The sequence below is a fragment of the Pseudomonas sp. CHM02 genome (assembly GCF_000612585.1).
In the GTDB taxonomy this organism is placed as follows: domain Bacteria; phylum Pseudomonadota; class Gammaproteobacteria; order Pseudomonadales; family Pseudomonadaceae; genus Aquipseudomonas.
The window spans coordinates 1-19,474 of record NZ_JFCA01000028.1; the positions used below are offsets into that span (position 1 = coordinate 1).

Sequence of the window (19,474 nt, forward strand, 5' to 3'; positions counted from 1 at the left end):
GCTTGCCCGCGATGAGGCCAGCCCAGGCACTACACCTCTAAAGGCCACCTGTGGCGTTGAAGCCAACGCCCAACACCGTCAACACCGACAGCGGCAACAACAAGGTATCGAGCAACGCACTCGCCGGCAGGTCCACACCCGGATAAGCCGGCGCCTCGGCACCAAACCGGTCCTTGGCGCAACAGCCACCGTTCATTGCATACAGATCCAAGCGCGTGCCGGCATACACCACCGGCGCGCCAGGTTGCGCTGCGTCCAGCGTGCGCGCGGTAGCGCAGCCCGTGAGGTGCAACGCCAGCACCAGCAGCAGCGCCTTATTCATCGCTGCTCAAATGGTGTTCGCCCCAGCGGGGCAGCATGTCTTGGGGAATGTTCAGCAGGTTGAGGATGCGCGCCACCACAAAGTCCACCAGGTCATCGATGGTCTGCGGCTGGTGATAGAAACCGGGCGAGGCCGGCAAAATCGTCACGCCCATGTTCGACAACTTGAGCATGTGTTCCAGGTGAATGCTCGAATACGGCGCTTCACGGGGCACCAGGATCAACTGCCGGCGTTCCTTCAACGTCACGTCGGCCGCGCGTTCGATCAAGTTGTTGCAGGCACCGGTGGCAATCGCCGACAAGGTGCCCGTGGAACACGGCACCACCACCATCGCCGCCGGCGCCCCCGAGCCGGAGGCCACGGGCGACATCCAGTCTTCTTTACCGTAGACCTTGATCTGCCCCGCCGCCGCACCGGTGTACTCGGTGAGGAAGGCCTGCATCATCTGCACCTTGGGCGGCAGCGCCACGTCGGTTTCGGTGGCCATCACCAGCTGCGCGGCCTTGGAGATCAGGAAGTGCACCTCACGGTCTTCACGTACCAGGCAATCCAACAGGCGTAACCCGTAGGGCGCGCCGGATGCGCCGGTCATGGCCAGGGTGATGCGTTCCGGGCCGCTCATTTCAGCGCCTCGGCCAGTTTGCCGTGCAGGCCACCAAAGCCGCCGTTGCTCATCACGACCACATGGGTGCCCGGCTTGGCTTGCTGCTTGACGTGTTCGATGATGCCTTCGATGGAGTCGCATACGGTGGACGGCACCGTGCACAGCGCGGCAATTCCCGGCAGGTCCCAGCCAAGGTTGGCCGGTGCGTACCAGACCACCTGGTCGGCGTCGTTGACGCTTTCCGGCAGGCCATCGCGGTGGGCGCCGAGCTTCATGGAGTTGGAACGCGGCTCGACAATCGCAATAATCGGCGCGTCGCCAACCCGCTTGCGCAGGCCATCCAGGGTGGTGGCAATGGCCGTCGGGTGGTGGGCAAAGTCGTCGTAGATGGTAATCCCATTCACGTCGGCGACTTTTTCCATGCGCCGCTTCACGCTCTTGAAAGCGCTGAGCGCGGCGATGCCCATGGACGGCACCACGCCCACATGCCGCGCAGCCGCCAGGGTGACCAAGGCGTTGGCGACGTTATGCTGGCCGGTCATGTCCCACTCGACAATGCCTTGGGCCGCGCCTTCGAACAGCACTTCAAAACGGGAACCGTCTTCGCTGAGCAGCTTGACCTGCCACTGCCCGCCCGCGCCGGTGGTTTGCACCGGGGTCCAGCAGCCCATCTCGATCACACGCTGCAGGGCAGGCTCAGTGGTCGGGTGGATCACCAGGCCTTCGCTTGGAATGGTGCGTACCAAGTGGTGAAACTGTCGCTCGATGGCCGGCAGGTCGGGGAAGATGTCGGCGTGATCGAACTCAAGGTTGTTCAGGATCGCCGTGCGCGGCCGGTAATGAACGAACTTGGAACGCTTGTCGAAGAAGGCGCTGTCGTATTCATCCGCCTCGATCACGAAGAACGGCGTATCGCCCAGGCGCGCCGACACCGAGAAGTTCTGCGGCACACCCCCGATCAAAAAGCCCGGGCTCATGCCGGCGTGCTCCAGCACCCAGGCCAGCATGCTGCTGGTGGTGGTCTTGCCGTGGGTACCGGCAACCGCCAGCACCCAACGGCCTTGCAGCACATGGTCGGCCAGCCACTGCGGGCCAGACACATAAGGCAAACCTTTATTGAGTACGTATTCGACCGCCGGGTTGCCGCGCGACATGGCATTGCCGATCACCACCAGGTCCGGGACCGGGTCGAATTGCGCCGGGTCGTAGCCTTGGGTCAGCGCGATGCCCTGGGCCTCGAGTTGCGTGCTCATGGGCGGATAGACATTGGCGTCGGAGCCCGTGACATGGTGGCCCAGCTCTTTGGCCAGAACCGCCATCGAGCCCATGAACGTGCCGCAAATACCGAGAATATGAATGTGCATAGTCGACCTCGTAAAACATCGAGGCAGGTTAGCGCAGGGGGGCGAAAATCGCACCCTTTAGCTGAGGGCGTGCCGTGCGATACCGTGCCTGCGCAGCTTTCTATACAAGGTGTTGCGACTGACGCCCAACTGCTCCGCCGTGTGCGTCATGTGCCAGTGCTGTTGCTGCAGCGCCGTGAGCAATGCCAGGCGCTCGGCGTCTTCCAGCGGCGACTCCAGCGGTTTGGCCTGTGCGACGACCGCAGGGCGGGCCTGGCGAATCTGGGCGGGCAAGTCTTCAAGGCCGACGCGTCCGTCATCGCACAGCGCCACCAATGTGCGCAGCACCGTGCGCAGTTGGCGGACATTACCCGGCCAGGCAAATGCCAACAGCGCCATGCGCGCCGTCGGGTCGAGCGCTACCGGCTCGCCATTGGCCTCTTGGGCCAGCAGGAAATCCAGCAACTGGGATTTGTCACTGCGCTCGCGCAACGCGGGCAAACCGACTTCCAAGCCATTGAGCCGGTAGTACAAATCCTCGCGGAAACTGCCGTCTTGCACGCGCTCCAGCAAATTCCTGTGGGTTGCGCTGACAATTCGTACGTTCACAGCCTGGGGCTCACCGCCGAGCGGCACCACCAGCCGGTCCTCCAGCACCCTCAATAGACGGGTTTGCAGTGCCAGAGGCATATCGCCGATTTCATCGAGGAACAGGGTGCCGCCATCGGCTTGCTGCAACTTGCCTTGCATGCCCTCTTTGCGCGCACCGGTAAAACTGCCACCGCGATAGCCGAACAGCTCGCTTTCGATCAGGCTTTCCGGGATGGCCGCGCAGTTGAGCGCCACGAATGCCTTGTCGGCCCGCTGGCTGGCCTGGTGCACCGCTTTGGCGAAGGCCTCTTTGCCGGAACCGGTTTCGCCATTGATCAGCAGCGGTACATCGCGCTCGAATACCCGCAGCGCCTTGCTGAAGTCCTGTTGCAGCGCCGGATCACCCAGGCAGATGCCTGGCAGGCGCGGCCCCTGCGCGACAACAGGCTTGGCGACCGCAGTGGGGACGCCGCGCACCTGGCCGCGCAACGCCGCGAACAAATGCCGGCCATCGCGGGTACGTAATGGCCAACTGGCGGTGGCATTGGCGCTGGCGCGTCCGAGCAATTGATCCAGGGAGCTTTCGAAAAACGCCTCCACCGGCTGCCCCAACAAGACGTCACGCTGTTGCCTCAACAGGTTCAGCGCGCTCTGGTTCACTGCACAGATGCGCCCTTCGCCGTCGAATGCCAGCAAGCCTTCGCTGAACAGCCCCACCGACTCCGCCTGCAGATGAAAGCGCAGCAACCAGTGGTTTTCAAAATGACGCAGGAAGTAACAACTCTCGATCATCTTCGCCGACAGATTGACCAGCGCCATGGTGTGGAATTGACTCTGGCGCGACACGGCCTCCCGTGCGGATGACACATCCAGCACCGCCAGCAAATCACCGTGGGGATCGAACACCGGGCTCGCCGAACAGGTCAGCCCGGTATGTCGGCCGCGAAAGTGCTCATCACGATGAATGGTCAGGGATTGGCGCTCCACCAGGCAGGTGCCGATGCCGTTGGTGCCTTCGCAGGCCTCGCTCCAATCCGCGCCCAGCCACAGCCCGGCGCGTTCGAAGATCTTGCGCTCGGACGGCGCGGTGACACAGTTGAGGATCACGCCTCGCGCATCGGTGAGCAGCACCGCGTGGCCGGCACCCGAGAGCTGCTGATGCAGGCTGTTCATCTCGCTGCCGGCGATGTGCAGCACCTGTTGCAGGCGCTCGCGGCTTTCCAGCAGGCGGCCGTGCTCAAGCACGGTAGGGGCGATGGTTTGCGCAGGGTCGAGGTGGTAGTCCTCCAGGCAACGCAGCCAGGAGCGGGCGATGGACGGATCGCTGGCGGGCCCCTGGGCCAACGCTTGACCGCGTGCCACGGTGAGCACCTGCTGGGCATGGCGACTGAAATGATCGTTGTGCATTTCTTATTATTCTCCCTGCGTGAGAACCCCCAGCATCCCCCAGCCATCCAGGCATTGCAATCCCACGCCGACCCGCCGGTCACAGGCTGTACCGTTTATGGCACAAACTGTCACATGGCCTGTATCACCCCTGCCACAGCAACGCCTTGCAACAATGCCAAACCCCTTGATTTCCCTGGCCCACAAAGCGGTGGCCCAACCTTTGCTCTACGCTTTATCAAGCGCTTGCTGCGCTGCGCTCCCAATAAACATAAAAGCCAGGAGATACCCACCATGCGTTACGCACACCCCGGTACTGAAGGCGCCATCGTCTCGTTCAAGGCCAAGTACGGCAACTACATCGGTGGCGAGTTCGTTGCGCCGGTCGATGGCAACTATTTCACCAACACCTCGCCGGTCAACGGCAAGCCCATCGCCGAATTCCCGCGCTCCACGGCCAAAGACATCGACAAAGCACTGGACGCCGCCCATGCCGCCGCCGACGCCTGGGGCAAGACCTCGGCCCAGGACCGCTCGCTGGTCCTGCTGAAAATCGCCGACCGCATCGAACAGAACCTCGAACTGCTGGCCGTCACCGAAACCTGGGACAACGGCAAGGCCGTGCGTGAAACCCTCAACGCCGACATCCCACTGGCAGCCGACCACTTCCGCTACTTCGCCGGCTGCATCCGTGCCCAGGAAGGCACCAGCGCCGAAATCAACGAACACACCGCGTCCTATCATTTCCACGAGCCACTGGGCGTGGTCGGCCAGATCATCCCGTGGAACTTCCCGCTGCTGATGGCCGCCTGGAAACTCGCCCCGGCCCTGGCCGCGGGTAACTGCGTGGTGCTCAAGCCTGCCGAGCAAACCCCACTGGGCATCAACGTGCTGCTGGAAGTGATCGGCGACCTGCTGCCACCGGGCGTGCTGAACGTGGTGCACGGTTTCGGCAAGGAAGCGGGCGAAGCGCTCGCGACCAGCAAGCGCATTGCCAAGATTGCTTTCACCGGCTCGACGCCCGTTGGCTCGCACATCATGCATGCGGCCGCCGAGAACATCATTCCGTCCACCGTGGAACTGGGCGGCAAGTCGCCGAACATCTTCTTCGCCGACATCATGAAAGCCGAGCCTTCGTTCATCGAAAAGGCTGCCGAAGGCTTGGTGCTGGCGTTCTTCAACCAGGGCGAAGTGTGCACCTGCCCTTCCCGTGCCCTGGTGGAAGAGTCGATCTACGACGACTTCATGAAAGTGGTGATGAAGAAGATCGAGTCGATCAAACGTGGCGACCCGCTGGACACCGACACGATGGTCGGCGCCCAGGCGTCCGAGCAGCAGTTCGACAAGATCCTGTCCTACCTGGAAATCGCCAAGGGCGAAGGCGCGCAACTGCTGACCGGCGGCAAGGTCGAGAAGCTCACAGGCGATATGGCCGGCGGCTATTACATCCAGCCGACCCTGCTCAAGGGCACCAACGAAATGCGCGTGTTCCAGGAAGAAATCTTCGGCCCGGTGGTGAGCATCACCACGTTCAAGGACGAAGCCGAAGCCCTGGCGATCGCCAACGACACCGAGTTCGGCCTGGGCGCCGGCGTGTGGACCCGCGACATCAACCGCGCCTACCGCATGGGCCGGGCGATCAAGGCGGGCCGCGTATGGACCAACTGCTATCACCTGTACCCGGCGCATGCCGCGTTCGGTGGCTACAAGAAGTCCGGCGTGGGGCGTGAAACGCACAAGATGATGTTGGATCACTACCAGCAGACCAAGAACTTGCTGGTGAGCTACGACATTAATCCGCTGGGCTTCTTCTAAACCGTTAAACCGCTATCGCCGGCAAGCCGGCTCCTACAATGGGTCGCATTTCAACTGTAGGAGCCGGCTTGCCGGCGATAGCGGTGTGTGATCCAACATCAGTAGTGACTGGGCGGATGCTATCGCTGGCAAGCCAGCTCCTACAATGATCTTTGTAAGTACTTGCGAAGTGCATTCGGCACTCAGAGGCCGAGTTAAAACAATAACAACGGACGGTACTTTCCCATGTCTAGCGAACCCACAAGTTCATCTGTCGACTTCGAAAAAGTCGACTCTCAATACTTCCAACAACGCGAACTGAAAAAAGGCGCCGCCGGCTGGGTGCTGTTAGTCGGCCTTGGCGTCGCCTACGTGATCTCCGGCGACTACGCCGGCTGGAACTTCGGCCTGGCCCAGGGTGGCTGGGGCGGGATGTTCCTCGCCACATTGCTGATGGCCACCATGTACCTGTGCATGTGTTTTTCCCTGGCCGAACTGTCTTCCATGATCCCCACCGCCGGCGGTGGCTACGGCTTTGCCCGCAGCGCCTTCGGGCCCTGGGGCGGGTTCCTCACCGGCACCGCCATCCTGATCGAATACGCCATCGCGCCCGCCGCCATCGCGGTGTTCATCGGCGCGTATTGCGAGTCGCTGTTCGGTATTGGCGGCTGGATGATTTACCTGGCGTTCTACATCATCTTTATCGGCATCCACATCTTCGGCGTCGGCGAAGCCTTGAAGCTGATGTTCGTGATTACCGCCGTGGCCGCGATTGCCCTGGGTGTGTTCCTCGTGGCGATGGTGCCGCACTTTAGCGTCGCCAACTTGCTGGATATCCCGGTGACCGAGGCCAAGGGCGCCAGCACCTTCCTGCCGTTTGGCTACGTGGGTGTGTGGGCGGCGATTCCGTATGCCATCTGGTTCTTCCTCGCCGTAGAAGGCGTGCCCCTGGCCGCCGAAGAAACCAAGAACCCGAAACGCGACCTGCCGCGTGGCCTGATCGGCGCTATTGTGGTGCTGACCAGTTTTGCCCTGCTGATCCTGGTGATCGCACCGGGCGGCGCCGGCACTTACGCGCTGATCAAATCCGGCAACCCGCTGGTTGAGGCCCTGGCCCTGTCCTATGGCGGCTCGACCTGGATGGGCAGCTTCGTCAATCTGGTCGGTCTGGCTGGGCTGATTGCGAGCTTTTTCTCGATCATCTACGCCTATTCGCGGCAGATCTTCGCACTGTCCCGCGCCGGTTACCTGCCGCGCAAACTGTCCGAGACCAACAAAAGCAAGGCGCCGGTGCTGGCCCTGGTGATCCCCGGCATCATCGGCTTTGGCCTGTCGTTGACCGGCCAGGGTGATCTGCTGATTTTGGTGGCGGTGTTTGGCGCGACCATTTCCTACGTGCTGATGATGGCCGCGCACATCACCCTGCGCATCCGTCGCCCCAAAATGGACCGTCCGTACCGCACACCGGGCGGCATTTTCACCTCCGGCATTGCGCTGATACTGGCCTGCGTGGCCGTGGTGGCGGGCTTCCTGGTGGATCCACGGGTGGTGATTGGCGCCGCGATCATCTATGGAGTATTAATTGCTTACTTTGCTTTCTACAGCCGGCATCACTTGGTAGCGGGCACGCCCGAAGAGGAATTCGCGGCGATCCAGGCCGCAGAGGCCGCCCTGCACTAATAGCCGTAAACCTCGACGCGGGTGCCAGTCTGACATTGGGCCCGCGTCGCCAAGGAGACACTGTATGGCAAGCTTTTCCCACGCGGTGGGTGCCCAGACCTACCGCTTCGACAGCCTCAAGGACGTGATGGCCAAGGCCAGCCCCGCGCGCTCCGGAGACTTTCTCGCCGGCGTCGCCGCACAGAACGACGGTGAGCGGGTGGCCGCGCAGATGGCGTTGGCGAATATCCCGCTGAAGCACTTCCTGCAAGAAGTGCTGATTCCCTATGAACGCGATGAAGTCACCCGGCTGATCATCGACACCCACGACAAGCAGGCGTTTGCCGCCGTCAGCCACCTCACTGTCGGCGGCCTGCGCGACTGGCTGCTCAGCGACGCGGCCGACGAACATGCCCTACGCGCCTTGGCGCCAGGGCTGACCCCGGAAATGGCCGCCGCCGTATCCAAGATCATGCGCGTGCAGGACCTGGTGCTGGTGGCGCAGAAGATCCGCGTGGTCACGCAGTTTCGCGGCACCATGGGCCTGCGCGGGCGGTTATCCACGCGGCTGCAGCCCAACCACCCCACGGACGAACCGGCCGGCATCGCCGCGAGCATTCTCGATGGCCTGCTGTACGGCAACGGCGACGCCATGATCGGCATCAACCCGGCCACCGACAGCATCGCCTCGATCTGCGCCATGCTGGAGATGCTCGACGCGATCATCCAACGCTATGAAATCCCGACCCAGGCCTGCGTACTCACCCACGTCACCACCTCCATCGAGGCCATCAACCGTGGCGTGCCGCTGGACCTGGTGTTCCAGTCGATTGCCGGCACCGAGGCGGCCAATGCCAGTTTCGGCATCAGCCTGAGCGTGCTGCAGGAAGGTTACGAAGCGGGTTTGAGCCTTAATCGCGGCACCCTGGGCCAGAACCTGATGTATTTCGAAACCGGCCAGGGCAGCGCCTTGTCGGCCAACGCGCATTTTGGCGTCGACCAGCAAACCTGCGAAACCCGCGCCTACGCGGTGGCCCGGCATTTCAAACCGTTCCTGGTGAATACCGTCGTAGGATTTATCGGCCCCGAGTACCTGTACAACGGCAAGCAGATCATCCGCGCCGGCCTTGAGGACCACTTCTGCGGCAAGCTGCTCGGTGTGCCGATGGGGTGCGACATCTGCTACACCAACCACGCCGAAGCCGACCAGGACGACATGGACACCCTGCTGACCCTGCTGGGCGTGGCCGGGATCAACTTCATCATGGGCATCCCCGGCTCCGACGACATCATGCTCAATTACCAGACCACCTCGTTCCACGACGCCCTGTACGCCCGCCAGACATTGGGTTTAAAGCCGGCGCCGGAGTTTGAACAGTGGCTGGCCAAGATGGGCATCTTCACGCAAGCCGACGGCAAGGTGCACTTCGGCAACAGCCTGCCACCGGCATTTCGCCAAGCCTTGGCGCAACTGGGATGAAGGAGCCGCCCGTGCAACTCGACCTGCCTGACAACCCTTGGCTGGAACTGCGCCGCCTGACCCCGGCGCGTATCGCCCTGGGCCGCACCGGCACCAGCATCCCCACCAACGCGCAGCTGGATTTCCAGTTCGCCCACGCCCAGGCGCGGGACGCGGTGCATTTGCCCTTTGACCACGCCGGCCTCAGTAGCCAGTTGGCCGAACGCGGGCGTGACAGCCTGTTGCTGCACAGTGCTGCCACTGACCGTCACATGTACCTGCAACGCCCGGACCTGGGACGGCGCTTGAGCGATGAGTCGGCCCAGCTGCTGCGCGATCATGCATCGGCCAATCCCGGCGGTGTGGACTTGGCGGTCGTGGTCGCTGATGGCCTGTCGGCCCTGGCGGTGCATAAGCACACCTTGCCGTTTCTGACACGCCTGGAGGAACAGAGCAGCGCAGACGGTTGGTCCTTGTCGCCGGTCATCCTGGTGGAACAAGGCCGCGTGGCGGTGGCGGATGAGGTGGGCCAGTTGCTCGGGGCCAAAATGACCGTCATTTTGATCGGCGAACGGCCCGGGCTCAGTTCACCGGACAGCCTGGGCCTGTATTTCACCTATAACCCCAAGGTCGGCCTCACCGATGCCTATCGCAATTGCATCTCCAACGTGCGCCTGGAAGGCCTCAGCTACGGCATGGCGGCCCATCGGTTGCTGTACTTGATGCGAGAGGCATGTCGGCGGCAATTGTCGGGGGTCAATCTCAAGGACGAGGCGCAGGTTCAGACCCTTGAATCCGACGAACCGGACCTGATGAAGGGCAATTTCCTGCTCAGTTCACCGGATGACTGATCGCTGCACGATTGCGCTTTTTCGCGCCATTAGGCAGCATCGAGTCACGGCCGCTTGTGTGGTCATACCCCATTTGGAAGTTGAGGCCTGGCATGCGGATTACTCAAGCGACCCTGGAACACCTGGACCTGTTGACCCCACTGTTCGTCAAATACCGTGAGTTCTACGGCGCCTTGCCCTTTCCGGACTCATCGCGGGCCTTCCTGGAGAAACGCCTGCGCCGTAAGGAATCGGTGATTTACCTGGCCCTGGCCGACGATGACGACAAGAAGCTGCTCGGATTCTGCCAGCTGTACCCGAGCTTTTCGTCGTTGTCGCTCAAGCGCGTGTGGATCCTCAACGACATCTACGTGGCTGAAGATGCGCGCCGGCAACTGGTGGCGGACAACCTGATGCGCACGGCGAAGAAGATGGCCAAGGAGACCCACGCGGTGCGGCTGCGGGTGTCGACCAGCAGTGACAACGACGTGGCGCAGAAGACCTATGAGTCGATCGGGTTCCGCGAAGACACCGAGTTCAAGAACTACACGCTGCCGATCAGCGAAGATTGACCCCACACACCCATCTAATGTCGACGCAGGCTTCTGTAGGAGCCGGCTTGCCGGCGATGCAGGCACCTCGGTGTATATCAGTGAGACCGAGGTGATGCTATCGCCGGCAAGCCAGCTCCTACAGATAGTGTTGTGCCTGCGAATGCCTTTGCACGACATCCCCCGCTACAAAACCCACACGCTTTTCACCTCCCAATCCGTATAATGCGGACCTTTCAGGGTTGTAAGAAATGCGGCATACACTTGTAGCCTTATTACCCGAGCTTCCGCACAGGCCTGCTGAGCCGGGCCGTTCACACAGGTGCCATCCATGGATTTCAACCCGCTCGACCTTATCCTGCATCTCGACGTCTACCTCGACCTGCTGGTAACCAATTACGGTCCGTGGATCTACGCCATTCTGTTCCTGGTCATCTTTTGTGAAACCGGCCTGGTGGTCATGCCGTTCCTGCCGGGCGATTCGTTGCTGTTCATTGCCGGCGCCGTGGCGGCAGGCGGCGGCATGGACCCGGTGTTGCTGGGCGGCCTGCTGATGCTGGCGGCGATCCTTGGCGACAGTACCAACTACGTGATCGGGCGAACGGTGGGCGAACGCTTGTTCAACAACTCGAACTCGAAAATCTTCCGTCGCGACTACCTGCAAAAAACCCACGACTTCTACGACAAGCACGGCGGCAAAACCGTGACCCTGGCGCGCTTCCTGCCGATCCTGCGCACCTTCGCGCCGTTCGTCGCCGGCATCGCGAAAATGCCTTACCCGCGGTTCTTCGGGTTCAGCGTGCTGGGCACCATCCTCTGGGTCGGCGGCCTGGTGACCCTGGGCTACTTCTTCGGCAACGTGCCGTTCATCAAGAAAAACCTGTCGCTGCTGGTGGTGTTCATCATCCTGCTGTCGCTGGTGCCGATGATCATTGGCGTGTTTCGCAGCCGTTTTGGCCGCGCGTCCTCCGAAGCCAAGTCGCAGTAAGCGCCGATGTGGTCCCTCAGCGCCTGGCGTCGCCAGCGCTTGCTGGCCAAGCACCCGATTGCCGATGACACCTGGCAGCGGGTGCGCCACCACCTGACCTTCCTCGACGGCCTCACCGCCGAGCAGGACCAGTGGCTGCGCGAAGCCTGCGTGGTGTTCCTCGCCGAAAAACACCTTACTGCCCTGCCCGGCGTCGAACTGCACCAGGAACAACGCCTGCTGCTCGCCGCCCAGGCGCAACTGCCGCTGATGAACCTCGGCGACCTCGACTGGTACCAGGGCTTCCACGAAATCGTGCTGTACCCCGACGACTTCGTCAGCCCCCAGCGCCATCGCGACAGCAGCGGCATCGAACACGAATGGGACGGCGAACACAGCGGTGAAGCCTGGCAACAAGGCCCGGTGATCCTCGCCTGGCCCGGCGTGCTCGCCAGCGGCAACTGGGAAGGCTATAACCTGGTCATCCACGAACTGGCGCACAAGCTCGACATGCTCAACGGCGACGCCAACGGCCTGCCACCGCTGCACAACGACATGCGCGTGCAGGAATGGGCCAGCGTGATGCAAAGCGCCTACGACGACCTCAACCGCCAGTTGGACGCCAACCCGGACGCCGACACCGAGATCGACCCCTACGCCGCCGAAAACCCGGCGGAATTCTTTGCCGTCACCAGCGAATATTTTTTCAGCGCCCCGGATTTACTGGTCAACCGTTATCCACAGGTGTATGCCCAACTGAGCCGCTTTTATCGCCAGGATCCCCTGGCCCGCCTCACCCAACTGCAAGCCAGCGACCCGCGTTATCAGCCACAGGGCGAATGACCGTACGACGTCTGGCGCATGGCATCGGCGGCGGAATGTGCCTATAATCGCCGCCACTTTTAGGCCAATCCGGCCAAGTTTCTTGGCCAACTAACGGGGGCAACGCCCAATGAGCTACAGCAAGATTCCGGCTGGCAAAGACCTGCCGAACGACATCTACGTCGCCATCGAGATTCCGGCCAACCACGCGCCGATCAAATACGAAATCGACAAAGACAGCGACTGCCTGTTCGTTGACCGTTTCATGGCCACCCCGATGTTCTACCCGGCCAACTACGGTTTCATCCCCAACACCCTGGCTGACGACGGTGACCCCCTCGACGTGCTGGTCGTAACCCCTTACCCGGTTACCCCAGGCTCGGTTATCCGCGCACGCCCGGTCGGCATCCTGAACATGACCGACGACGGCGGCGGCGACGCCAAAGTGATCGCAGTTCCACACGACAAGCTGTCCCAGCTGTACGTGGACGTGAAGGAATACACCGACCTGCCGCCACTGTTGCTGGAGCAGATCAAGCACTTCTTCGAGAACTACAAAGACCTCGAAAAAGGCAAATGGGTGAAGATCGACGGTTGGCGCAACGCAGACGCCGCCCGCGCCGAGATCCTCAAGTCGGTCGCTGCCTACAAAGGCTGATACCCGCTCCTCATTGCCTCGGCAATTGAAAAAGCCCCGATCATTCGGGGCTTTTTTGTGGGAAAAATTAAACGGCCAGATCAATACTTTATAAACAACGTTTAACTTCGATCGCAATCCGAAGTATCGGGCTACAACTAAGCAAAGACCTACAAGCGCAACTCAACGCATGGTTTATTTGATCTGTTTCCCCGGCCAGTAAACTCTGCGTTTATGAATAAATCAGGTGATCGTTTAAAAGCGCTACTGCGGGAAGTCCATCTTTCCGCCTCCGACTTCGCCAAGAACCGCGGCGTCACGCCTCAGCACGTGAACAACTGGTTCAAGCGCGGCATCCCCATGGGCCGACTCAACGAGTTCGCAGAACTGTTGTGCGTGTCCAGCCGCTGGCTGCGCACCGGCGAAGGCCCCAAACACCCACCGGCCAACTTCCGACTGGAAGGCCCGGACACCCGAAAAGGACTGCCCACCACCCGCGAAGGAAGCGGTAAATACCTCACAGGCCCCACCTGCCACCCGGAAAAAATCGACGTGGAGATCGACCTCCACCCCTCATTCACCTCCACCGAACGCATCCGCGTCTCCCTGCACACCCTCCAGACCCTCAACGTAAATCCCGACCGCGCCCTGGGCGCCTACATGGTCGACAACAGCATGATCGACATCATCCAACAAGGCGCCACTCTCGCCATCGACCGAGGCCGCACCCAAATCATCGACGGCGAGATCTACGCGGTAGAGCACGACGGCATGCTGCGCATCAAATACCTCTACAACCGACCCGGGGGTGGTTTGCGCATGCGCAGTCACAATGCCAGCGAGCATCCCGACGAGTACCTGACGTACGAACAGCGGTTTGAACAGAACTTCCAGATCGTGGGTTGGGTGTTCTGGTGGTCCACGTTGAATAACCGCCGCCCGCCCGTGCCGCTGGATGAGCACCTGTTGGGCTGGGAAGGCTCTAAATCGGATCCGGAGGTGGGCAACTGAGGTGAATGTGGGTATCATGCGGCCCACATTTGGCAGGGGGTGGCTTTGCGCTATCCACCTTGCCCGGCGAAGCGGAGGAGTTCCCGCGGATGCCCCTACTATTCAGCCCGACGCGATGTGGGTTGAGCGATTTGAAGGCTGGTGAGGCTTGTCAAAAACAAGCTGAAGCAGTCCCCGAGAAGCCGGCCACAAGCCGGCTTTTTAATGCCCGTAAAACCCTCAAGTCAATTGTCCAACAAGCTGTTGGACAATTGAATAACCAAAAACGGGCTTCTATACATTGCCCTTCTCTGAATCGCCTTACGTGGGCTGCAAACACTCCACAGCCCGATCCGCCACCATCTTCGCCATCTCCACCAAATGCATAACCGCCCTTTGCGGCGCACCCGGAGGTGCCCTGCGCACAGCCACCATAAGATGCAGGCGAAGGGGTGCTTGGTCATGGGTTGCTTATGCGCCAATCGAATCCGGGCGACTAAACCCGACCACTGAATATGCAGTGACGGATCGCAGCCTAGTCACGGAATTCCGCTGGCGCAAGCGGCTGAAATTCTCTAGGAAATGCCTCGAAAATGAAAGGGATCTAACCTGCTGGCACAACGAAGTCGAGAACGCTGCAGGACGACTGACTCGCTTGGTTTTTCAACATCTCACCACATTAAGGATGGCCATTGCGAATCAAATTGATATCACAATAGAATCACTCATCTCATCCTGCCAACTGATGAGCGAGCAGGAATAAAACAACTTCAGCTCATACATAGGTCAAGGAGACCGATATGCCGGATATCAAGGAACAAAAGCTTCTCTACCACCTCACCTCGCTAGAAAACCTGAGCAGTATTTTTCAGAACGGACTTCAACCGCGAGCGCAACTCAAGGCGTTCGAAGATGTGGCTGATGCCGAGATACTGAAAAAACGACAAGGTCTCGCACTTGAGCAGTACGTACCTTTCCACTGGTTTGCCGCAAACCCATTCGATGGAAGCGTTCAACGTAGAAGGCCCCACACCCAATTTGTTGTGATTACGGTTCATCGAAACGTAGCAATTAGAAAACAATGGAAGGTCATTCCCCGCCATCCATTGGCTAACGATGCCATTCAGTTGCTCGATTATGCCGAGGGCTTCAAGGCCATCAACTGGGAGGTCATGAATGCCAGGGATTACCATGACCCTCAATGCAAGAGCATCTGTATGGCTGAGTGCCTATCGCCTGGCGTGGTTTCCCCTAACGATTTCTTCAAGGTTTTTGTTTCTAATGCCGAAGTAGAAGCCCTCTGTGAGTCTAAAATGCGCGAGGCCGGTGTTAATGTACAAATCGGAGTGAATCGGGGAATGTTTCTTAGATGATTTATAGCAACTTGAATCCAGGAAAGGCTCTGATCTGGCGGATCGTTCATCGTGACAATCTGCCCTGGATTCTGGACAACGGCCTGCATTGCGCCAGCTCCGAGGTGCAGGCTCCGCAGTATGTGAACATAGGAAATGTTGATTTAATCGACAAACGCCGCAACCGCTGTGTGCCAATTGCTCCTGCAGGATTTTTGTCAGACTACGTGCCCTTCTATTTCACCCCCTTCTCTGTGATGATGAAAAATATTCACTCCGGGTGGAGCGTTCAGCAGCGCAACAATGACGAAATCGTAATTCTCGTCTCAAGCCTCCACCGCGTCGCCGAGCTTGGCCTACCGTTCGTCTTCACAAACGCACACGCCTACCCGGATTGGACAGACTATTACAGCGATTTGGCGAATCTCCATGAGATCGATTGGTCTATCCTTCAACGACGCGACTTCAAACGTGACCCCGATGACCCTCGAAAAATGGAGCGTTATCAAGCTGAAGCGCTGATTCACCACCACCTACCGATTACAGGACTCCTTGGCATCATGTGTTACACCGATGCGATGAAAGAACGCATACAGCAGGACGTTGCCGCTAGAGGCCTGACGTTGTCTGTGCATGCGCGTCCGGGATGGTATTTCCAATGATCAGATTCACTCAAGGCAACCTTTTGGAGGCCAACACCGAAGCCCTCGTCAACACGGTTAATACCGTAGGCGTGATGGGCAAGGGCATTGCGCTGATGTTCAAAGAGCGCTTTGCAGAAAACTATCGCCTTTACGCAGCGGCCTGCAAGGCTGGCGAGGTAGAAACCGGCAAGGTTCATGTCACTGCGGTCAACGAACTGGAAGGTCCTCAATGGATCGTTAACTTTCCGACCAAACGTCACTGGCGATCGCCGTCGCAGATGGCATGGATAACCGAAGGTTTACACGACCTACGTCGTTTTTTGATCGACAATCATGTGAAATCTGTGGCGGTTCCACCGTTGGGTGCAGGTAACGGTGGCCTGAAATGGCCAGACGTTCGCGAACAGATTGTTAATGTCTTGAGTGATTTGGATGTCGACGTATTGGTATTTGAGCCTTCCAATCAGTACCTGAATGTCGCCAAACGTAGCGGCGTGGAGAAGCTCACACCAGCTCGCGCACTTATTGCGGAACTGGTACGGCGATACTGGGTGTTGGGTATGGAATGCAGCCTGCTTGAGATTCAGAAGCTGGCGTGGTTTCTGGAGCGTGCTATTGAGAAACGGCCAGACCTCAAGAACCCGCTGGACCTTAAGTTCGTTGCTCACAAGTACGGGCCATATGCCAATCGGTTAGAGCATCTGCTTAACAACTTGGACGGTAGTTATCTGCATTGCGATAAGCGCATCGGTGATGCGGAAAATAGCGATGTGATCTGGTTCGACCAAGACCGCAAAGCCTTTCTACAAACCTATCTTAAAACAGAAGCCAAGGAATACTCCGAAGCCCTGGAGTGCACTGCCGAATTGATTGACGGCTTTGAGTCCCCGTTCGGTATGGAGTTGCTGGCGACAGTCGATTGGTTGCTGAGCCAGAAAAATGTCTCCCCTAGCGTCCCTGCTGTGCGCGAAGCATTGAAGCACTGGGAGGGTGGAGCTGGAGCTGGTGCTCGTAAGAACAAGCTGTTCGACGACCAAGCGCTTGAGATTGCACTCAAACGGCTTACACACAACCACTCAAATGCTCAGATGACTACTTGCTGAGGGTCAGAAATCTGCCCGCCGACGCGGGCATTCAGCCAATCGGTTGAGGCGGTCCGACTAGTCCTGACTGAGAAGCCCTATAGACTTCCTCAATCCAAAATCAAATGCGGCAAAAACCGGCTCGAATCCTTCGTGATCAAACTATTATCCTCCCGCACCCCAATCCCCGCCGCCTGATCCCCAATCACCCAAGACCCGATCAACGTGTAGCTGTCCCCAAACCGCGGCAGCGGCGCGAACTCCTGAAGAATAAAGGGCGCATCCGTATACGGCCCGTCCTCCTTCACAACCACTCCATCCGCCGTTTGCAGCTCGATGTTCGCCCCTTCCCTCGAGAAGAACGGCTTGCGCACCCAACCCTTCGGCACGGCTTTACCTGGCTCAGTATCCAGGTGCGCCGCCAGCAAATTCGGGTGCCCTTTGTTGAATTCCCACAACAGCGGCAGGATGCCTTTGTTGGAGAGAATCGATTTCCACGCGGGCTCGAAAAACTGCGTGTCGCTCTGGGCAATCGCAGCACCGAAGGGCTCGTGAAAGATGAACTCCCAGGCGTGCAGCTTGAACAGGTGGGGAATCCAGCGATCTTCGAGATCGACGAAGCGGCCTTCGGCGGTCAGGCCGATGTCTTCGATGTCGATGTGGCGTGATTCGATGCCGACTTTTTCCGCGACGAGGCGCAGGTAGTCGGTGGTGCCTTTGTCTTCGACCGAGCCTTTCATGGAGGCGAAGTAGAAGGGCTGGTTGACCTGCAGTTGGGCGAAGGCCTGGTGCAGTTTGGTGTCGATGCTGTTGAATTGGTCGGCGTGCTTGGGCAGCAGGCCGCGTTCGATGCATTGTTCCAGCCAGCCCCATTGGAACGCCGCGGCTTCGTAGAGGCTGGTGGGGGTGTCGTAGTTGAGTTCGAGCAACTTGGCGGGGCCGGTGCCGTTGTAGGAGAAGTCCATGCGCCCGTAGAGGTGCGGGTGGCCTTCCAGCCATGAGGTGCGGATCATGTCGTAGAACGGCGCGGGAATGCTCAGGCGATCGAGCAGTTCTTCGCTGTGGACCACGCGGGCGACAAGGTCCATGCACATGTCATGGATCTCGGTGGTCGGGTCTTCGAGGTCGTGCTCGATTTGCTTGAGCGTAAACTGGTAGTACGCGCTTTCGTCCCAGTAGGGTTCGTCGTCGATGGTGTGGAACAGAAAGCCGAGGCTGTCGGCGGTCTGTTTCCAGTCATGACGTTCTGCGCAGTGGATCTTCTTCATGGCCCGCCTTCCTTAACTGCTCGACCCGCCGCCGCCCCAGCCACTGCGTGCGCTGGCCTTGCTGCCGAAGCCGCCACGGGAGGTGGCCGAAGCGACGGAGCTCGACTTGGCGGAGGTGCGCAGCGTGTTGGTGTAGTTGCTGCTGCCGTAGCGGGCCTGGTTCGAGCGGCCAAACGTGGCGCCATTGGAGACGCGCTGGTTGAGCGTCGAGGAGCCGTAATTGCCGCGATCGTCTCGATAGCGATACACCGGCTCGGAGCGGTAGCTGTTGCGATTGTTGCTCAGCATGTTGCCGATCAGCAGACCGGTCAGCAGGCTGCTGGTGGAGAAGCCTGAGCCGCCACTGTTCGCCTGGGCGCTGGCTTGAGCATTGGCCGCGTCGACCTGGGATTGTGTCACCTGGCCTTCGGCGGTCAGTTCGAAACCGCCCAGCCGCGGGATGAACTTGCCGGTGGAGTCCTGCTGGCACCAGTCGGCGACGAAATCGGCATCGCAATCGGCCTGGCTTTCGTACACCGGCGCAATGCGGCGATGTTCGGCCATGGCGGTCATGTAGGCATCCGAGCAGACGTCCACCGGTAGTTTCTCATCGGCGCACTGCTGAACAGACTGGAAGTTGTACTTCTTCTGCAGGTCGTAGGTTTTTTCCGTCGGGCCGCAGCCGGATATCGCCATGGCGACCGACGCTGCCAGCGACAGCTGGACGTACTTGCTTCGTTTCATCGGGAGCTCCGTGCGCGATCAGTTCTGGGTAGGCGTCATGCACGCGGCATTCAACATGCCGACGCTGATGGCCACGGCGGCCACGTAGATGCCGGCCGCAAGTTCGCCATTCTTGATGCGCTCGGACGTGCCTTTGAGCACCAGGCTGGTCAGCAGGAACGCCAACAGTTGGACCACGGCGGCAATCACTGCCCAGACGACGAAGTCGAGCACGCTGATCGAGTAGGCAATCACATTGCTGGCCGGAATGGCGAAGCCGACGATGGCGCCGCCCAGGGCGACCGCAGCAGAGACGTTGCCCGCACGGATCAGCTCGAACTCCTTGTGCGGGGTGATGCGGGTGTAGATGAACTGGAACAGCGCGAACAGTACGGCGGCGCCGAGGATATAGATCACAAACCCGAGCACGGCGGCTTTGTTCAGGGAGATGGAGAGAGCTTCTAGCATGAA

General features: G+C 60.0%; 19 protein-coding genes. 12 read left to right on the plus strand and 7 right to left on the minus strand.

Annotated features, from left to right (window positions below; genetic code table 11):
- Positions 1-37: 37 nt before the first annotated feature.
- The 4 genes from BM70_RS0117165 to BM70_RS0117180 are packed head-to-tail and all read right to left on the minus strand — an operon-like array spanning position 38 to position 4,267.
- A complete protein-coding gene (locus BM70_RS0117165) occupies positions 38-322 on the minus strand; it encodes a YceK/YidQ family lipoprotein (protein WP_025857144.1) in 285 nt (94 codons plus the stop codon).
- The gene (gene ubiX, locus BM70_RS0117170) at positions 315-944 is read right to left on the minus strand and encodes a flavin prenyltransferase UbiX (protein WP_025857145.1); all 630 of its coding nucleotides are present in this window, start codon (positions 942-944) and stop codon (positions 315-317) included. Before ubiX ends, BM70_RS0117165 begins: the two co-directional genes overlap by 8 nt.
- Complete coding sequence (gene mpl, locus BM70_RS0117175; protein WP_025857146.1) at positions 941-2,290, minus strand: UDP-N-acetylmuramate:L-alanyl-gamma-D-glutamyl-meso-diaminopimelate ligase; 1,350 nt, start codon at positions 2,288-2,290, stop codon at positions 941-943. The genes ubiX and mpl overlap by 4 nt, the downstream gene beginning before the upstream one ends.
- A 57-nt stretch (positions 2,291-2,347) precedes the next feature.
- Entirely contained in the window at positions 2,348-4,267 is a 1,920-nt protein-coding gene (locus BM70_RS0117180) for a sigma-54-dependent Fis family transcriptional regulator (RefSeq protein ID WP_025857147.1), read from the minus strand.
- 273 nt (positions 4,268-4,540) lie between these two features.
- On the opposite strand from BM70_RS0117180, the gene BM70_RS0117185 reads away from it, so the two are divergent.
- From BM70_RS0117185 to BM70_RS0117240, 12 genes are all read left to right on the plus strand, one after another.
- On the plus strand, positions 4,541-6,061 hold the full coding sequence (locus tag BM70_RS0117185; RefSeq protein ID WP_025857148.1) for an aldehyde dehydrogenase family protein: 1,521 nt from the start codon (positions 4,541-4,543) through the stop codon (positions 6,059-6,061).
- 225 nt (positions 6,062-6,286) lie between these two features.
- Positions 6,287-7,720, plus strand: coding sequence for an ethanolamine permease (gene eat / locus BM70_RS0117190; RefSeq protein WP_025857149.1), 1,434 nt, complete (start codon positions 6,287-6,289; stop codon positions 7,718-7,720).
- 64 nt (positions 7,721-7,784) lie between these two features.
- Entirely contained in the window at positions 7,785-9,179 is a 1,395-nt protein-coding gene (locus tag BM70_RS0117195) for an ethanolamine ammonia-lyase subunit EutB (RefSeq protein WP_025857150.1), read from the plus strand.
- Positions 9,176-10,009, plus strand: coding sequence for an ethanolamine ammonia-lyase subunit EutC (gene eutC, locus BM70_RS0117200; protein WP_025857151.1), 834 nt, complete (start codon positions 9,176-9,178; stop codon positions 10,007-10,009). The genes BM70_RS0117195 and eutC overlap by 4 nt, the downstream gene beginning before the upstream one ends.
- 92 nt (positions 10,010-10,101) lie before the next feature.
- Positions 10,102-10,560, plus strand: a complete 459-nt coding sequence (locus BM70_RS0117205) for an N-acetyltransferase (RefSeq protein ID WP_025857152.1) — start codon at positions 10,102-10,104, stop codon at positions 10,558-10,560.
- Positions 10,561-10,870: 310 nt separating this feature from the next.
- The gene (locus BM70_RS0117210) at positions 10,871-11,527 is read left to right on the plus strand and encodes a DedA family protein (RefSeq protein ID WP_025857153.1); all 657 of its coding nucleotides are present in this window, start codon (positions 10,871-10,873) and stop codon (positions 11,525-11,527) included.
- 6 nt (positions 11,528-11,533) lie between these two features.
- Positions 11,534-12,349, plus strand: coding sequence for a zinc-dependent peptidase (locus BM70_RS0117215; RefSeq protein ID WP_025857154.1), 816 nt, complete (start codon positions 11,534-11,536; stop codon positions 12,347-12,349).
- A 109-nt stretch (positions 12,350-12,458) separates the two neighbouring features.
- Entirely contained in the window at positions 12,459-12,986 is a 528-nt protein-coding gene (gene ppa / locus BM70_RS0117220) for an inorganic diphosphatase (protein WP_025857155.1), read from the plus strand.
- Between the two features lie 213 nt (positions 12,987-13,199).
- Positions 13,200-13,976 (plus strand): S24 family peptidase, encoded by a 777-nt coding sequence (locus BM70_RS0117225; protein WP_025857156.1) that lies wholly within the window; start codon positions 13,200-13,202, stop codon positions 13,974-13,976.
- 779 nt (positions 13,977-14,755) lie between these two features.
- Positions 14,756-15,328: a DarT ssDNA thymidine ADP-ribosyltransferase family protein gene (locus BM70_RS0117230; protein WP_025857157.1), complete on the plus strand. Its 573-nt coding sequence runs from the start codon at positions 14,756-14,758 to the stop codon at positions 15,326-15,328.
- Positions 15,325-15,969, plus strand: coding sequence for a DUF4433 domain-containing protein (locus tag BM70_RS0117235; RefSeq protein ID WP_025857158.1), 645 nt, complete (start codon positions 15,325-15,327; stop codon positions 15,967-15,969). Before BM70_RS0117230 ends, BM70_RS0117235 begins: the two co-directional genes overlap by 4 nt.
- The gene (locus BM70_RS0117240; RefSeq protein WP_025857159.1) at positions 15,966-17,054 is read left to right on the plus strand and encodes a macro domain-containing protein; all 1,089 of its coding nucleotides are present in this window, start codon (positions 15,966-15,968) and stop codon (positions 17,052-17,054) included. Before BM70_RS0117235 ends, BM70_RS0117240 begins: the two co-directional genes overlap by 4 nt.
- Positions 17,055-17,143: 89 nt before the next feature.
- On the opposite strand, the gene BM70_RS0117245 is transcribed toward BM70_RS0117240, so the two are convergent.
- The 3 genes from BM70_RS0117245 to BM70_RS0117255 are packed head-to-tail and all read right to left on the minus strand — an operon-like array spanning position 17,144 to position 19,471.
- On the minus strand, positions 17,144-18,301 hold the full coding sequence (locus tag BM70_RS0117245) for a glutathionylspermidine synthase family protein (protein WP_025857160.1): 1,158 nt from the start codon (positions 18,299-18,301) through the stop codon (positions 17,144-17,146).
- Between the two features lie 12 nt (positions 18,302-18,313).
- The gene (locus BM70_RS0117250; RefSeq protein ID WP_025857161.1) at positions 18,314-19,024 is read right to left on the minus strand and encodes a DUF1190 domain-containing protein; all 711 of its coding nucleotides are present in this window, start codon (positions 19,022-19,024) and stop codon (positions 18,314-18,316) included.
- A gap of 18 nt (positions 19,025-19,042) precedes the next feature.
- Positions 19,043-19,471, minus strand: coding sequence for a DUF350 domain-containing protein (locus tag BM70_RS0117255; protein ID WP_025857162.1), 429 nt, complete (start codon positions 19,469-19,471; stop codon positions 19,043-19,045).
- Positions 19,472-19,474 lie beyond the last annotated feature (3 nt).

What these genes read in the sequence shown, in the direction of transcription:
- BM70_RS0117165 (WP_025857144.1), bottom strand. Translation starts at nt 322, where the DNA reads ATGAATAAGGCGCTGCTGCTGGTGCTGGCGTTGCACCTCACGGGCTGC.
- ubiX (WP_025857145.1), bottom strand. Translation starts at nt 944, where the DNA reads ATGAGCGGCCCGGAACGCATCACCCTGGCCATGACCGGCGCATCCGGC.
- mpl (WP_025857146.1), bottom strand. Translation starts at nt 2,290, where the DNA reads ATGCACATTCATATTCTCGGTATTTGCGGCACGTTCATGGGCTCGATG.
- BM70_RS0117180 (WP_025857147.1), bottom strand. Translation starts at nt 4,267, where the DNA reads ATGCACAACGATCATTTCAGTCGCCATGCCCAGCAGGTGCTCACCGTG.
- BM70_RS0117185 (WP_025857148.1), top strand. Translation starts at nt 4,541, where the DNA reads ATGCGTTACGCACACCCCGGTACTGAAGGCGCCATCGTCTCGTTCAAG.
- eat (WP_025857149.1), top strand. Translation starts at nt 6,287, where the DNA reads ATGTCTAGCGAACCCACAAGTTCATCTGTCGACTTCGAAAAAGTCGAC.
- BM70_RS0117195 (WP_025857150.1), top strand. Translation starts at nt 7,785, where the DNA reads ATGGCAAGCTTTTCCCACGCGGTGGGTGCCCAGACCTACCGCTTCGAC.
- eutC (WP_025857151.1), top strand. Translation starts at nt 9,176, where the DNA reads ATGAAGGAGCCGCCCGTGCAACTCGACCTGCCTGACAACCCTTGGCTG.
- BM70_RS0117205 (WP_025857152.1), top strand. Translation starts at nt 10,102, where the DNA reads ATGCGGATTACTCAAGCGACCCTGGAACACCTGGACCTGTTGACCCCA.
- BM70_RS0117210 (WP_025857153.1), top strand. Translation starts at nt 10,871, where the DNA reads ATGGATTTCAACCCGCTCGACCTTATCCTGCATCTCGACGTCTACCTC.
- BM70_RS0117215 (WP_025857154.1), top strand. Translation starts at nt 11,534, where the DNA reads ATGTGGTCCCTCAGCGCCTGGCGTCGCCAGCGCTTGCTGGCCAAGCAC.
- ppa (WP_025857155.1), top strand. Translation starts at nt 12,459, where the DNA reads ATGAGCTACAGCAAGATTCCGGCTGGCAAAGACCTGCCGAACGACATC.
- BM70_RS0117225 (WP_025857156.1), top strand. Translation starts at nt 13,200, where the DNA reads ATGAATAAATCAGGTGATCGTTTAAAAGCGCTACTGCGGGAAGTCCAT.
- BM70_RS0117230 (WP_025857157.1), top strand. Translation starts at nt 14,756, where the DNA reads ATGCCGGATATCAAGGAACAAAAGCTTCTCTACCACCTCACCTCGCTA.
- BM70_RS0117235 (WP_025857158.1), top strand. Translation starts at nt 15,325, where the DNA reads ATGATTTATAGCAACTTGAATCCAGGAAAGGCTCTGATCTGGCGGATC.
- BM70_RS0117240 (WP_025857159.1), top strand. Translation starts at nt 15,966, where the DNA reads ATGATCAGATTCACTCAAGGCAACCTTTTGGAGGCCAACACCGAAGCC.
- BM70_RS0117245 (WP_025857160.1), bottom strand. Translation starts at nt 18,301, where the DNA reads ATGAAGAAGATCCACTGCGCAGAACGTCATGACTGGAAACAGACCGCC.
- BM70_RS0117250 (WP_025857161.1), bottom strand. Translation starts at nt 19,024, where the DNA reads ATGAAACGAAGCAAGTACGTCCAGCTGTCGCTGGCAGCGTCGGTCGCC.
- BM70_RS0117255 (WP_025857162.1), bottom strand. Translation starts at nt 19,471, where the DNA reads ATGCTAGAAGCTCTCTCCATCTCCCTGAACAAAGCCGCCGTGCTCGGG.